The organism is Aeromonas rivuli, assembly GCF_020149575.1.
GTDB classification, from domain to species: Bacteria; Pseudomonadota; Gammaproteobacteria; order Enterobacterales; family Aeromonadaceae; genus Aeromonas; species Aeromonas rivuli.
Genome location: NZ_CP079742.1, coordinates 1,784,139 through 1,798,958, shown reverse-complemented (window position 1 = coordinate 1,798,958; position 14,820 = coordinate 1,784,139). Strand labels below are relative to the sequence as shown.

Here is a 14,820-nt window from a genome sequence, read left to right as displayed (position 1 = left end):
GATTGTCAGGGTCAAGATAACATGGGGAGCGCCTGCGGGAATTGCACTGCATCAATGTAAAACGGCTGCCCTGAGGCAGCCGCGTTGTCTTACTTCTTCATCTTGAGCAGGCGCTTGCGTTGCCGCTCCTGACTCAGGGTCATGGTGTTCTTCCTGCCCTCGAAGGGGTTGACCGACTCCTGGAACTCGACCCGGATCGGGGTGCCCATGATCTTCAGGGACTTGCGGAAATAGTTGATCAGATAGCGCTTGTAGGAATCCGGCAAGTCATTGAGCTGGTTGCCGTGGATGACGATGCGCGGCGGGTTGTAACCACCGGCATGAGCATACTTCAGCTTGACCCGGCGACCATTGACCATGGGCGGCTGGTGATCTTCCTGGGCCATCTGCATGATGCGGGTCAGCATGGCGGTGCTGGTCCGGCGGGTGGCGGACTGGTACGCCTCCTGGATGGATTCGAACAGGTGGCCGACCCCGCTACCGTGCAGGGCAGAGATGAAGTGCACCCGGGCGAAATCGATGAAGCCCAGACGACGATCCAGCTCATTCTTGATGCTGGTCTTCACTTCGGTATCCAGACCATCCCACTTGTTCACCACCAGCACCACGGAGCGACCGGTGTTGAGCACGAAGCCCAGGATACTCAAGTCCTGATCGGTGATGGTCTCGCGGGCATCGATCACCAGCAGGCAGACGTTGGCATCTTCGATGGCCTTGAGGGTCTTGATGACGGAGAACTTCTCCACCGTCTCATGCACCTTGCCACGACGACGCACACCGGCGGTGTCGATGATGACGTACTTCTGCTCATCACGCTCCATGGGGATGTAGATGGAGTCGCGAGTGGTACCCGGCATGTCATAGACGATGACCCTGTCTTCACCCAACATGCGGTTGGTCAGGGTGGATTTACCGACGTTGGGGCGACCGACGATGGCGAACTTGATAGGCAAGTCGGCAAAGGGGGTCTCCTTGGTGTCTTCCCGGGTGTCCAGATCACCGGCGGCTACCATGCGCAGCAGGGCTTCTTCATCGAAGTCCTCTTCTTCCTCTTCCTGCACATCGTCTTCACCGACCAGGGTTTCCAGGTGCGGGGCCAAAGAGAGCTCCAGCAGGCTCAGCACGCCGCGACCATGGGCGGCGGCTATCTGATAGACCTCACCCAGCGCCAGGGAGTAGAACTCGGAGACGGCGGAATCACCATCGATGCCATCGGTCTTGTTGGCGACCAGGAACACCTTCTTCTGGGCCTTGCGCAGGTGCTCGGCGATCGCCTGATCCGCGGCGGTCAGACCGGCACGGGCATCGACCATGAACAGCACCACATCGGCTTCTTCGATGGCCTGCAGGGATTGCTCGGCCATCTTCAGCTCGATACCCTCTTCAGTGCCATCGATACCACCGGTATCGACCACGATAAATTCCAGCTCGCCCAGCTTCGCCTGGCCGTATTTACGATCCCGGGTCAGGCCGGGGAAATCTGCCACCAGGGCATCCCGGGTACGGGTCAGGCGGTTGAACAGGGTGGATTTCCCCACGTTGGGGCGGCCCACCAGGGCTACTACAGGAGTCATAAAAGCCTCATTCTCAAGACGACAAAGGCTCCGGGTCCGAAGACCAGGAGCCGGATAATCAAAATATCGGACAGTTAGGGACGCTTAAGGGCGTACAACTTACCGTCACGGCTCTGTACATAGAGTACATCTTCATCCACCAGAGGGGCGGCATAGAGACCACTGCTATCGAGCTGCTGCATCGCCTTGATGGACCCATCGGTACGATCCAGCCAATACAGGTAACCTTCCACATCGCCCACCACCACATAGTCGCCAAAGACGACGGGGGCGGTGACGCTGCGATTTTCCAGCTGGGTGTTGGACCACAGCTCCAGACCGTTGCGACGGTCGATGGCAAACAGGTGACTGCGGCTGTCGGTCAGCACGATGGCATCACCGCTCACCGCCATGTCGCGATAACCGGAATATTTGCGCTTCCACACCTCGTCACCTGTCATCAGCTTGCGGGCCATCAACTGGCCGTTGTAAGCGATGGCATAGAGTTCATCACCGGCGATGAGCGGAGCGGCATCCACGTCCACCATGCGATCCAGTTCGGTGGCACCGCGCGGGTCGGCAACCTTGGACTGGCGCACCGGTTGACCGTTGCTGAGCAGGGCGATACCCACCTTGCCATCGGCGCGGCCGTACAAGACGGCACCATTGGTGATGACGGGGGAACCCGTGCTGCGCAGAGTCAGCGGCGGCTGCTCTTCGGACAGTGTCCATTGCAGCTTGCCTTCATCGCTATCCAGCGCGACCAGACGACCCGAGGTCGTCAGTACCACGACCCGGCCATCTTCGACCGCCGGGCTGGCAACCACTTCACCCGGCACTGTGGTCTGCCAGAGCACGGCACCGTCTTTTTCGTCCAGGGCATAGACCTGGCCGTTTTCGGAGCCGAGGAACAGCTTGCCATAACGAGACACCAGACCGCCGGAGAGGCGGGCGCTGCGCTTGTCTGCGTTGACCGGCAGATCCGCCAAGTCCACGCTCCACAACTCCTTGCCGCTCGCACGCTCGAAGGCGGTCACGTCACCGCCACGGGCGGCGGCATAGATGACATCATCCTCGACCGCCGGGCGCAGCTGGGAGTAGAAGTTGCCAATGCCATCGCCTACCGAGCTGCTCCACAGGGTATCGGCCTGGAAGCTGGACTCAACCTGGGGCAAAGCTGCCATGGGGTTGAGATCTTCATCCTTGCTGAACAGGGAACAACCTTGCAGCGCCACGGCGATGGCGGTACCCAGCGCTACCCGTTTGAGGTCACGTTTCAGATCACGCATCCGGCGCTCCTGCATTGACGTTGGCTGGCAGCGCCAGATCGTCCATCTTCAGCTTGAGCTCGGGGCTGGCTTGCAGACCACCGGCATCGGCTGCGGCCTGATAGGCATCGCGGGCCTCTTCCGGCTTGCCCTGCTTGAGCAGCAGATCGCCGCGCACTTCGGCAAGCTGCGCCTTGAAGGCCTCGCTCTTGATCTTGTCGAGCTGAGCCAGGGCCTCGTCAAACTTGCCCTGATCGCCCAGCACCCGGGCCAGACGCAGGCCAGCGATGGGCTGTACGCTCTCGTCACCTTGCGCAGCCACCTGGCTAAGCTGCTGCTCGGCCAAGTCCAGCTTGCCTGCCTTGACGGCGGCAGCGGCCAGCTGCAGGGCCGCCAGCTCACTGTAGGATTCCCCCTTGTGCTCGCCGATGAAGCTCTGCGCCTGGGTAAAGGCGGCATCGTCACCCTTGGCCAGGGCCTGGGTCAGCTGGTTGTAAGCCTGGGAAGCTGCCTCCTTGCTCGTCTGCTGATATTCGTTGTAATAGCGCCAGCCAAACAGGCCGACCAAGCCGATGACGGTCCCGGCAATCACCGAGGTACCGTTCTCTTTCCACCAGCTCTTGATAACTTCAACCTGTTGATCTTCGGTGGTATAAACTTCCACGGCTTACTCTCCTTTGACTGCCAGCAGGGCAATGACGGCGTCGACCTTCAGGGTCTGTTGTTCCCCCTGGCCACGCAGATATTTGATGGTCACTTCCCCGTTTTGTGCCTCGGACTCGCCGAGGATCAGGGCAATGGACGCGCCGCTCTTGTCGGCACGTTTGAGCTGTTTCTTGAAATTGCCACCACCGCAGTGGCTCATCAAACGAAGGTCGGGCAACGCATCGCGCAGTCGCTCGGCCAACTGGAAACCAGCGGACGCTATCCCCTCGCCGACCATGGCCAGATACACGTCCACCCCAGGGCGGATGTCGGCATTGAGCTCGAGGGTCTCGAGCATCAGCACCAGACGCTCTATGCCCATGGCAAAACCGACCGCCGGGGTGGCTTGACCGCCGAGCTGCTCGACCAGACCGTCGTAGCGGCCACCGGCCAGCACTGTGCCCTGGGCGCCCAGACTGCTGGTGACCCACTCGAATACGGTGAGGTTGTAGTAGTCGAGACCACGCACCAGCCGCTCATTCACTTCATATTGAATGCCGGCGGTATCGAGCAGCGCTTTGAGCCCCTCGAAGTGGGCCAGGCTGGCTTCGCCCAGGTGATCGAACAGACGCGGGGCACCCACCAGAATTTCCTGAACGCGCTCACTCTTGGAGTCGAGCACCCGCAGCGGGTTGCTGTACATGCGGCGCTGGCTATCTTCATCCAGCTCATCCTTGTACTGCTCCAGATAAGCAACCAGGGCATCGCGATAGGCGGCACGCTCTTCGCTCTGACCCAGAGTATTGAGCTGCAGGCAGACATGATCCTGGATGCCAAACAGGCGCCACAGACGGTGAGTGAGCATGATGAGTTCGACATCGATGTCCGGGCCATTGATCCCAAACAGCTCGACACCGAATTGATGGAACTGGCGATAGCGACCCTTCTGGGGACGCTCGTGGCGGAACATGGGGCCCATATACCACATGCGGCGTTCCTGGTTGTAGAGCAAGCCATGCTCGATACCGGCACGGACGCAGCTGGCCGTCCCTTCCGGGCGCAGGGTGAGGCTGTCACCGTTGCGATCCTCAAAGGTATACATCTCTTTTTCGACCACGTCGGTCACTTCACCGATGGCGCGTTTGAACAGATGAGTCTGTTCGACGATGGGCATGCGCACTTCGCTATAGCCATAGCTGGCGACGACCTGACGCAGGGTCTGTTCCACTTTCTGCCATACCGGGCTCTGCTCCGGCAGGCAGTCATTCATACCGCGAATCGCTTGAATCTGTTTTGCCACGTTGCTACTCGAGAAAAAGACGTGAAATGTGGCCGCATTATAGGGATTTTCGACCCCGAGGTAAAATCGGGGCAGTTCCAGTGCGGCATGATGGCTGAACCGGCTCAGCGAGGCACCCAGGCCTTCTCTATCGGATCTGGCCAACCGGGATCAGCCGGGTGGTTAAGCCTTGTCTATTCGGATCTGGTTAGCGGGATCCAGCATGGCGGCACGGGCACGGATGCGGCGCTCCAGCACGGGGATCAGATCCTTGTTGTCCAGACGGTCGACCCGCAGGCCCCCCTCATAAAAGGCGCTCTTGTTGGCCGCCCCCGCCAGACCGAGGTCGGAGACCAGGGCTTCACCCGGACCATTGACCACGCAGCCGATGATGGAGACATCCATGGGGGTGATGATATCTTCGAGCCGCTCTTCCAGGGCATTGACCGTGCTTATCACATCGAACTCCTGACGGGAGCAGGAGGGACAGGCGATAAAGTTGATGCCACGGGAGCGAATGCGCAGGGACTTGAGGATGTCGAAGCCGACCTTGACCTCCTCCACCGGATCGGCCGCCAGGGAGATGCGCAGGGTGTCGCCGATACCATCGGCCAGCAACATGCCCAGGCCGATGGCCGATTTGACGGCGCCGGCCCGAAAGCCACCCGCTTCGGTAATACCCAGATGCAGGGGCTGGTCTATCTGCTTGGCCAGCAGGCGATAGGCCCCCACGGCGAGGAAGACATCGGATGCCTTGACGCTCACCTTGAAGTTATCGAAGTTGAGACGATCCAGGTAATCCACGTGGCGCATGGCCGACTCGAGCAGTGCCTCTGCGGTCGGCTCGCCATATTTCTCCTGAATATCGCGCTCCAGAGAGCCCCCGTTGACGCCGATGCGGATCGGGATATTGAGGTCCCGCGCACAGGCCACTACGGCCCGCACCCGCTCTTCACTGCCGATATTGCCCGGGTTGATACGCAGGCAATCGGCGCCGTATTCGGCCACTTTCAAGGCGATACGGTAGTCGAAGTGGATGTCGGCAATGATGGGGATATTGGTCTGCTGCTTGATGAGCTTGAAGGCTTCCGCAGCCTCCATGGTCGGCACAGAGACCCGGACCAGGTCGGCGCCCACCCGCTCGATGCGCTGGATCTGCTCGACGGTGGCGGCCACGTCTGTGGTCTTGGTGTTGGTCATGGTCTGAACCGTGATGGGGGCATCGCCCCCAACCGGTACATTACCCACCATGATCTGCTTGGATTTACGACGAATGATCGGGGATTGGTGAGCGGACATGGGTAGAGCTTACTCCTGCGGCAACGCGAACTTGGCGGTCCGGCCGTTGTTGTAACGGCTCATGTCGATGGACTTGCCTTCAAATTCAATCTTGACGGCCATGGGCGCACCAATGATGAACTTGAAGGGGGCGGTCCCGGCGAGGGTCAATTCATCATTGGCCTTCTTGAGACCGCTGAACAGGGTCTTGCCCGTGCTGTCTTTCACATCGAGCCAGCAATCGGCGGCAAAGTTCAACTTGAGTTGCGGCACGCTGGTCGCAGGTTCAGTCGCAGAGTCAGGCACAGTGGCCACAGCATCGCTCACCACAGTCTCTTCAACCGGGGCCGTGTTGACGGCGGCACTCGCCGTGGTGTTCTGGTCAACGGCGGGAGCAGCGGGCTCCACCTCGGCAACAGGCGCTGTCTCTGCGACAGGCAGTTCGCCCTGAGTCGCCTCATTCACGTCGGTTGCAACCTGTGGTTCGGCCGGGGCGCTGATCTCGCTGGCGGCAAGCGCGTCCTCCCCTGCAGAGCGCTTGGCCGTACTCTGCCACCACCAGGCGACAGACAAGCCGATCAGCGCCAGGATCACCAACCAGGTCACCAGCTTGAGGCGACTGTCGTTGGCCTGCTGACGGGAGCGGCGCGAGAAGCTCTGCATATCAATGTTGTCCGGCGGCGTCAGTCCCAACTTGGTGTAGGCAGCCAGGACTGTCTCTTCCGGAACGCTGACCAGCTTGGCATAAGTGCGCAAGTAGCCACGGATAAAGGTGTGCGACGTGTTCTTATCGTAAGTATCTGATTCGATAGCCGCAATCAGGGTCAGACGAAGATGAAGGCGTGATGCAACCTGTTCACGGGTCCAGCCAAGCTGTTCGCGAGCGGCGCGCAGCAGCTGGCCTGGGCCTGCTGCCTGAGATTCGTCTTGAGAGTCGTGTTGCTGTTCAATAGTCATTGGCTAAGTAACGCTTGGCTTGTGGCGAAGAGGGAAAGCGCTGTACCAGCTCAGTCCCGAATTGGTGAAGTAATGCCGGTTTGTCCATCGACTGGGCGAGACGCAGTCTCAACCAGAGACTCTCTTCGTTTTCATCGGCCACGGCCGCAAAACGAACGAGATAGTCCTGCACATCGGTCAGCTTGTCATCTTTCATGGAAAGCTCGGCCAAGTCCAGCAATAACCTTGGATCCCGGGGATTATACCCCAAGGCAAGATGATAGTACTCGCTCGCTTTCTCTTTTCGATTGTTTTGCAATGCACAAATCGCCGCATTCTCATAGGTATTGGCCACCTTGACGTAGTCAGGTTGCGCAATCGCCTGGTTGAATGCCTTGTCGGCCTCGTCGAAACGGCCGCGATTGCAGAGGAAGGCCCCATAGTTGTTCATCGCGTCAGCATTGGTCGGATCCATGGCCAAGGCTTTCCGATAACTCGCCTCGGCCGACTTGTAATCCTGCACCTGCTGGAAGAAATAGGCAAAGCCAACCTGGATCTGGGCATTGTCAGGATCGTACTGCAGTGCCTTGTCCAGATTGAATTTTGCCTGTTCGGCATTGCCCTGACGCAAATATTGGAGGCCCAGGTCCAGTCTGGTCTGGGCTGCCGCCTTGAGGTCGGGGCCAACTTCGCGTTGTGTCGAGTTCGGGCCAACGTAGCTAGTCTCGGTCACGCAGCCGGACAGCGCACAAAGCGCCGCCACCAGTATCAATTTACGTGTATCCATTTCCCTGACTATACAATGGCTTAGCGGTTAGACCATTTTGACGGAAATCCCTTCCTGTTGCATCCGATTTTTCATGGTGCGTTTGGTGCGATCGATCACCTCCCCCACCAGCTGGCCACAGGCCGCATCAATGTCCTCTCCCCGGGTCTTGCGCACTATCACGGTGAAACCGTACTCCATCAGCACCTTGGAGAAACGGTCGATGCGGCTGTTGCTCGGCTTGCCAAAGGGGTTGCCCGGGAAGGGATTGAACGGGATCAGGTTGATCTTGCAGGGGGTGTCTTTGAGCACCTTGGCCAACTCGTGGGCCTGCTGCATGTCGTCATTGATATGATCGAGCAGCACATATTCCACCGTGACCCGGCCACCGTTGGCATTGGATTTGGCCAGATAGCGGCGTACCCCGGCCAGGAAGTTCTCGATGTTGTACTTGTCGTTGATCGGCATGATCTCGGAGCGCAGCTTGTCATTCGGCGCATGCAAAGAGATAGCCAGCGCCACATCAATCTGGTCGCCCAGCATGTCCAGCGCGGGGACTACCCCTGAGGTTGAGAGCGTGACGCGGCGCTTGGAGATGCTGAAACCAAAATCATCCATCATCAGTTTCATGGCCGGCACCACGTTGGCCAGGTTGAGCAACGGCTCACCCATGCCCATCATCACCACGTTGGTGATGGGTCGTTTGCCTCCCACCACCTTGGCGGCGCGCCATACCTGGCCGATGATCTCGGAGACCTTGAGGTTACGGTTGAAGCCTTGCTGGGCGGTGGAGCAGAAGGTACAGGCCAGGGCACAACCGACCTGAGAGGAGACGCACAGAGTCGCCCTGTCCCCTTCCGGGATATAGACGGTCTCGACCTCTTGATCGCCGACTTGCAGTGCCCACTTGATGGTGCCATCGGAAGAGCGTTGCTCACGGCTGATCTCCGGGGCCCGGATCTCGGCGATGGTCTTGAGGCGTTCACGCAGCGCCTTGTTGACGTTGTTCATCTGATCGAAATCATCACAACCAAAGTGATAGATCCACTTCATTATCTGATCTGCCCGGAACGGCTTCTCGCCTAGCTCGACGAAGAAGGCACGCATGGCATCCCGATCGAGATCCAGCAGGTTGATTTTTGTTTCGCTCATCAAAGGCCTCAGTCCACAAACTACAAAATTATTGCTGACAGTCGTCAGGGGGCGGCATTGTACAAATAATGTGTCCGCCTTTCCACCCGCAGCATACGGGGTTATCAGCCTTTTCGCCAAAAAACGAAAGGGAGCCGAAGCTCCCTTTGCTAAATGTCACTGCCGGAATCATCAGACGCGTGGGCAGATCTCGTCATCGCTGAAGAAATAGGCGATTTCACGGGCAGCAGAAGCCGGGGCATCGGAGCCGTGCACGGCATTGCGGTCAATGCTCTCGGCGAAGCAGGCGCGCAGGGTACCCGCCAGGGCATCGGCCGGGTTGGTGGCGCCCATGATTTCGCGATTGCGACGAATGGCGTCTTCACCTTCCAGCACTTGCACCATGACAGGACCGGAGGTCATGAAGGCTACCAGTGCGTTGTAGAAGGGACGCTCTTTGTGCTCGGCATAGAAACCACCGGCCTGCTCAGCGCTCATGTGGATCATCTTGGCTGCGACGATACGCAGGCCTGCGCTCTCAAAGCGGTTGTAGATGGCACCGATCAAGTTCTTGCTGACAGCATCCGGCTTGACGATAGAGAAGGTACGTTCGATAGCCATTAGATCTTCCTTAAACTACAGAGATTTATGATGAGAATTCGTGTTCGGCGGCGATTATACGTAAACAAAAACCGGAATAACACACAAAAAGGCAACTTTTTGTTAAACAAATTCATCGTTAAAACAACATGCCCGCCTATCTTGCCGCAGCTCAAGCACAAAAAATGTGCTCTTCCCCACGATATCTTGGTAAAGGCCGTAAAAGCTAGCGTCTCTTGCTGGAATCGCAGCCCGGTATCCGGCGGCGACTGCACCCTTCCTTCCGGCTAGCAGACGGCTATTGGCTCAAAAATGGGTAGTGTGGCTCTTGGCAAGGCAAGAAGGCGCCATCATGGCGCCTTCTGATCACAATGCTGCAGGATCCCGCACTGGACGGTGCCTCAGCGGGTCTCTTCCTGCAGGGCACGGGCTATGGTGCGCATCCCCAGGGTATTGGCCCCCGGCGCCCACAGGCCATCGCCGTTCTCGTTGAAGCACGCGGCGAGATCGATGTGCAGCCAGCCCTGCCCCTCGTTGGCAACGAAGCGGGAGAGGAAACCGGCCGCGTTGGAGGCGCCACCCGGGCCGCCACCCGGCACCGGGCGACTGTTGGCAGTATCGGCATAGTGGGACGGACACTGCTGGCTATGCCAGGGTTCGAGCGGCAACGGCCAGGCGGCTTCCTGCTCGGATTCCGCATAGACCATGGCCCGGCTCACCAGCCCCTTGTCCAGGCCGAACAGGGCATTGTAACGCCCCCCCAGCGCCATCACCGCCGCCCCCGTCAGGGTGGCGCCATCGATGATAAGCGGCGCACCGGATTCACCGGCGAGCTGCAGGCCATCGGCCAGCACCAGGCGCCCCTCGGCATCGGTGTTCACTATCTCCACCGTGGTGCCGTTCTTGTAGGTCAGAATATCACCCAGCTTGTAGGCGTGGCCCGAGACCAGGTTCTCGGCGCAGCACAGGATCAGCTTTATCCGCTTGTTCAGACCGCGCAGCATGGCCAGCGCCAGGGCGCCAGTGACGATGGCGGCGCCCCCCATGTCATGCTTCATGGTCAGCATGCCCTGGGAGGTCTTCATGGAGTAGCCGCCCGAATCGAAGGTGATGCCCTTGCCAACCAGGGCCGCCGCGACCGGGGCCTTGGGATCCTTGCTCGGGTTGAAGTCCAGCTCCAGCATGACGGGTTCGCGATCGCTGCCGCGCCCGACCTGATAGAGACCGACCCAACCCGCCTGAGCTAGGGCTTCTCCCTTGAGGATGCGATGGCTCACTCTGTCCGGTGCCAGTTCGGTAATAAAAGCGGCTGCTTCGACCGCCAAGTCCAATGGCCCCAACTGCTCGGGGGTGGCGTTGGTCATCTCGCGTACCCAGCGTCCGCACAGCCAGCGAGCCTCCAGTTCGGCCCTGTCCTCCTCGCTGCAGGTGGCCCATTGCAGTTCCACCTCCCGTTTCGGGGTCTGCAACCCTTGGGCGAAAGCCCACTGCTGCTCCCTGTCCCAGTGACCAGCCAGGCTGACCTTGTAGATCCCCTGGTTGCAGAGACGACGCGCCGCCTGCTGGATATCCTGCAGGGGGCTCGCACTCACCAGATGGATCTGGGCGCCATCGGCGCGGTGAGAGACCAGCGCGCCCTCACCCCATTCGGCGCTGGCAAATTCACGACTTAACCAGATGTTCATGCAGAAACCTCTTCGAGCCAACGTGCAATGGTGCGCAGGCCATGACCCTTGGCACCGGTGGCCCACAGATCGTTACCCGCTTTCTGATAGGCGCCCGCCAAATCCATGTGCAGCCACCCCTTGCCTTCGTCACGGACGAAGCGCGACAGGAAGGCGGCGGCCGTGGTGGCACCGGCTGTGCCCTCGGCCGTGGCCACGTTGCTCATGTCGGCAAACGAGGAGCCGAGCTGGCCCTGGTGCCAGGTCTCCAGCGGCAGCACCCAGGCTTTCTCATGCTCCGCCTTGGCGGCAGCCAGGCCACGGGCATGTTCGGCCTCATCCAGGGCGAACAACGCATTGTAATCACGCCCCAGCGCCATCTTGGCGGCGCCGGTCAGGGTGGCGGCATCCAGGATATAAGGCGCGCCACTTTCGCCCGCCGTCAGCAGGCCATCGGCCAGTACCAAGCGGCCCTCGGCGTCGGTATTCTGGATCTCGACACTGATGCCGTTGCGATAGGTAAGGATGTCGCCGAGCTTGAAGGCGTGGCCGGAGACCAGGTTCTCGGCGCAGCAGAGGATGAGCTTGACCCGCTTGTCCAGGCCACGGGCGATGGCCAGTGCCAGGCCCCCGGTTACCATGGCGGCGCCACCCATGTCCGATTTCATCGGCAGCATGCCATCGGATGACTTCATGCTGTAGCCGCCGGAGTCAAAGGTGATCCCCTTGCCGACCAAGGCCGCCGCCACCGGCGCGTCCGGGTTGCCAGTCGGGTTGTAATCGAGCTCCAGCAGCACGGGTTCGCGCTCACTGCCCCGCCCCACCGACCAGATGCCGATGTGACCCGCCTCCTTCAAGGCTTCACCGCTGGTGATGCGCGCGGTCACCTTGTCACCGGCCAGACCACGAATGAGCAGCAGGGCTGATTCCGCCAGGCTCATGGGGTAGATCTCTTCCGGGCAGCCGTTGGTCACGTCCCGCACCCAGGCACTCGCCTTGAGCAGGCCATCGAGGGCCTTGGCATCCTCGGCCGACTGCTCGCCGAACTCCAGCGCCCGCTCGCCCTTGGCGGCATAGAAACCTTGGGCAAAGGCGAAACGGCGCTCCAGATCCCAGGCTTCACCAGCCAGGAGAACCCGCTTGATGCCGGAGGACTCCAGGCGACGACCGGCACGCTGGATGGCGCGCAACGGCTCTTTATCAAGATGCACCAGGGTCTCATCGCCATTAAAACTCAACAGGGCACCCTCGCCCCAGTGGGCGGCGGCGGCCTGGGTGGACAACACTACATTCATCATCTCAGCCATCTCTCTTGCTTCCTTTTCTTTGGCATACTCTTTTTGGCAAATTGTCGGCTTCTCGCCCTGCAATCCGAACTGGCGGAACACGGAAAAATCGGGCGATAAAAAAGGCCGTCCCCTTTCGGGTCACGGCCTTCACCATATCACTTTTATGTCAGGACTGACTGCATGCTCAATTAACCAGTGCGCAATCAGTGCCGCTCGGAGGCGAGGTTGAGGGTGTACTTGGGCAGCTCCACCACCAGATCCTCATCCGCCAGACGCGCCTGACAGCTCAGACGGGACTCGGGCTCCAGACCCCAGGCCTTGTCCAGCATGTCATCTTCCAGCTCATCGCTCGGCTCAAGGGAATCAAACCCCTCACGCACCACGCAGTGACAGGTGGTGCAGGCGCAGGACTTTTCGCAGGCATGCTCTATCTCTATGCCATTGCGCAGGGCGATGTCCAATATGGTTTCACCGCTTGCCCCTTCCAGGGCAGCCCCTTCCGGGCAGAGTTCGGGATGGGGCAAAATGATCAGTTTTGGCATATCACACCTTGTTAACGTCTTGGCCAGTCAGCACCTTGCGGATGGAGGCATCCATGCGACGGGAGGCAAACTCGCCACTGGCAGCATCCGCCGCCTCGATGGCATCTTTGATTTGATTGGTTGTTCCTGTGGCACGCATGGCCAGCAGGTGGGCGATGGCCCCGTCGATTTGGCTGCGTTCGGCCGGGCTCAACAGCGCCTCACCATCCACGGCCAGCGCGGCATTGAGGCTCTCGATCACCCGGTCCGCGTCCACTTGCTGCTCGGCCAGCATACGGGCGGCCATATCCTGCTCCGCATGCTCGAAGGAGGCGGTCAGCATGCTGAGGATGTCATCCTCGGCCAGTCCGTAAGAGGGTTTGACCTGAATGTCAGCCTGAACCCCGGAGGATTTCTCCATGGCACTGACCGAAAGCAAGCCATCGGCATCCACCTGGAAGGTAACTCTGATATGAGCCGCGCCTGCCGCCATCGGCGGGATCCCGGTCAGGGTGAAGCGGGCAAGGGAGCGGCAATCTGCCACCAGTTCCCGCTCACCCTGCACCACATGGATTGCCATGGCAGTCTGGCCATCCTTGAAGGTAGTGAACTCCTGGGCGCGAGCCACCGGTATGGTGGTATTGCGCGGGATCACCTTCTCGGCCAGGCCGCCCATGGTCTCGAGTCCCAGAGAGAGCGGGATCACATCCAGCAGCAGCATCTCGGCATCGGGTTTGTTGCCCACCAGAATATCGGCCTGAATGGCAGCGCCGATAGCCACCACCTTGTCCGGATCTATGCTGGTGAGCGGCGTGCGGCCAAAGAAACTCCCGACTTGCTCACGCACCAGCGGCACGCGAGTTGAGCCGCCGACCATGACCACTTCCAGCACCTCATCGGCACTGAGACCGGCATCTTTCAGGGCCCGGCGACAGGCCAGCAGGGTCCGCTTGACCAGGGGCAGAATCAGTTCGTCAAACTGGCCGCGGGAGCATTCGCCCTGCCAGCCGGCGAAGGCACAGGAGACAGTGTCTGCATCGGTCAGCCCATGCTTGATGGCGGTTGCGGCATCGAGCAGTTCCCGTTGCAGGCGCGCATCCAGCTGCCCTTCCAGCCCGGCCCGGGCCTTGAGCCAGTCGGCAAGCAGGTGATCAAAGTCATCGCCACCCAGGGCGGAATCACCGCCGGTGGCCATCACTTCAAACACGCCACGATGCAGACGCAGTATGGAGATGTCGAAGGTACCGCCGCCGAGATCGTACACGGCAATCACCCCCTCCTGCCCCGAATCCAGGCCATAGGCGATGGCGGCGGCGGTGGGCTCATTGAGCAGACGCAGCACATGCAGACCGGCAAGACGAGCCGCATCCTTGGTGCCCTGGCGCTGGGCGTCATCGAAATAGGCGGGTACGGTAATCACGACGCCGTCGAGGTCGCCGCCCAGGGTCGCGGCGCCACGGGCGGCCAGCGCTTTGAGAATTTCAGCCGAGACCTGCACCGGATTGACCAGCCCCTGGCGAGTGAGGATCTGCGGTGATCCCTTGTCGCTTGCCACGAATTCGTAGGGCTGTTGACGGGTATCCAGATCCGCCAGCGCCTTGCCCATCATGCGTTTGACCGAAATGATGGTGTTCTGGGGATCCTGGGCGGCCTCGGCTTTCGCATCGAAACCGACCCGGATGCTGTCAGCCTGATAGTGGACGGCAGAAGGCAGCAGGGCGCGACCCTGTGCGTCATTGAGCGTATCTGCCTGACCGCTACGCACCGCGGCAACCAGCGAATTGGTGGTGCCCAGATCGATGCCGACGGCACGTTTATGCTGATGAGGCGCGGCGCTCTGGCCGGGCTCGGCGATTTGCAGTAATGCCATGGGGTATCACATTTCCAGCG

Annotated in this window: 13 protein-coding genes; all 13 read right to left on the bottom strand. The window is 60.3% G+C overall.

Annotation, left to right across the window (positions count from 1 at the left end; genetic code table 11):
* Positions 1–89: 89 nt before the first annotated feature.
* The 13 genes from der to hscA all read right to left on the bottom strand — a co-directional run bounded on the left by der (position 90) and on the right by hscA (position 14,800).
* Positions 90–1,574 (bottom strand): ribosome biogenesis GTPase Der, encoded by a 1,485-nt coding sequence (gene der / locus KYK33_RS08495; RefSeq protein ID WP_042043766.1) that lies wholly within the window; start codon positions 1,572–1,574, stop codon positions 90–92.
* Positions 1,575–1,648: 74 nt separating this feature from the next.
* Complete coding sequence (gene bamB, locus KYK33_RS08490) at positions 1,649–2,842, bottom strand: outer membrane protein assembly factor BamB (protein WP_042043765.1); 1,194 nt, start codon at positions 2,840–2,842, stop codon at positions 1,649–1,651.
* Positions 2,835–3,485 (bottom strand): YfgM family protein, encoded by a 651-nt coding sequence (locus KYK33_RS08485; RefSeq protein ID WP_224432697.1) that lies wholly within the window; start codon positions 3,483–3,485, stop codon positions 2,835–2,837. Before KYK33_RS08485 ends, bamB begins: the two co-directional genes overlap by 8 nt.
* A 3-nt stretch (positions 3,486–3,488) precedes the next feature.
* Positions 3,489–4,766 (bottom strand): histidine--tRNA ligase, encoded by a 1,278-nt coding sequence (gene hisS / locus KYK33_RS08480; protein WP_224432696.1) that lies wholly within the window; start codon positions 4,764–4,766, stop codon positions 3,489–3,491.
* Positions 4,767–4,928: 162 nt separating this feature from the next.
* Positions 4,929–6,044 carry a flavodoxin-dependent (E)-4-hydroxy-3-methylbut-2-enyl-diphosphate synthase gene (ispG, locus tag KYK33_RS08475; RefSeq protein ID WP_042043762.1) on the bottom strand — a complete coding sequence of 372 codons (1,116 nt, stop codon included), beginning with the start codon at positions 6,042–6,044 and terminating at the stop codon, positions 4,929–4,931.
* A gap of 9 nt (positions 6,045–6,053) precedes the next feature.
* Positions 6,054–6,980 (bottom strand): RodZ domain-containing protein, encoded by a 927-nt coding sequence (locus tag KYK33_RS08470; RefSeq protein ID WP_224432695.1) that lies wholly within the window; start codon positions 6,978–6,980, stop codon positions 6,054–6,056.
* Positions 6,970–7,722, bottom strand: a complete 753-nt coding sequence (gene pilW, locus KYK33_RS08465) for a type IV pilus biogenesis/stability protein PilW (protein WP_318010422.1) — start codon at positions 7,720–7,722, stop codon at positions 6,970–6,972. Before pilW ends, KYK33_RS08470 begins: the two co-directional genes overlap by 11 nt.
* Before the next feature lie 51 nt (positions 7,723–7,773).
* On the bottom strand, positions 7,774–8,877 hold the full coding sequence (locus tag KYK33_RS08460) for a bifunctional tRNA (adenosine(37)-C2)-methyltransferase TrmG/ribosomal RNA large subunit methyltransferase RlmN (protein WP_224432694.1): 1,104 nt from the start codon (positions 8,875–8,877) through the stop codon (positions 7,774–7,776).
* A gap of 171 nt (positions 8,878–9,048) precedes the next feature.
* Positions 9,049–9,477 (bottom strand): nucleoside-diphosphate kinase, encoded by a 429-nt coding sequence (ndk, locus tag KYK33_RS08455; protein WP_224432693.1) that lies wholly within the window; start codon positions 9,475–9,477, stop codon positions 9,049–9,051.
* 380 nt (positions 9,478–9,857) lie between these two features.
* A complete protein-coding gene (gene pepB / locus KYK33_RS08450) occupies positions 9,858–11,141 on the bottom strand; it encodes an aminopeptidase PepB (RefSeq protein WP_224432692.1) in 1,284 nt (427 codons plus the stop codon).
* Positions 11,138–12,427 (bottom strand): aminopeptidase PepB, encoded by a 1,290-nt coding sequence (gene pepB / locus KYK33_RS08445; RefSeq protein ID WP_224432691.1) that lies wholly within the window; start codon positions 12,425–12,427, stop codon positions 11,138–11,140. Before pepB (KYK33_RS08445) ends, pepB (KYK33_RS08450) begins: the two co-directional genes overlap by 4 nt.
* A 185-nt stretch (positions 12,428–12,612) precedes the next feature.
* Positions 12,613–12,951 (bottom strand): ISC system 2Fe-2S type ferredoxin, encoded by a 339-nt coding sequence (fdx, locus tag KYK33_RS08440; protein ID WP_005907038.1) that lies wholly within the window; start codon positions 12,949–12,951, stop codon positions 12,613–12,615.
* Position 12,952: 1 nt separating this feature from the next.
* Positions 12,953–14,800 carry a Fe-S protein assembly chaperone HscA gene (hscA, locus tag KYK33_RS08435; protein ID WP_224432690.1) on the bottom strand — a complete coding sequence of 616 codons (1,848 nt, stop codon included), beginning with the start codon at positions 14,798–14,800 and terminating at the stop codon, positions 12,953–12,955.
* Positions 14,801–14,820: the final 20 nt, after the last annotated feature.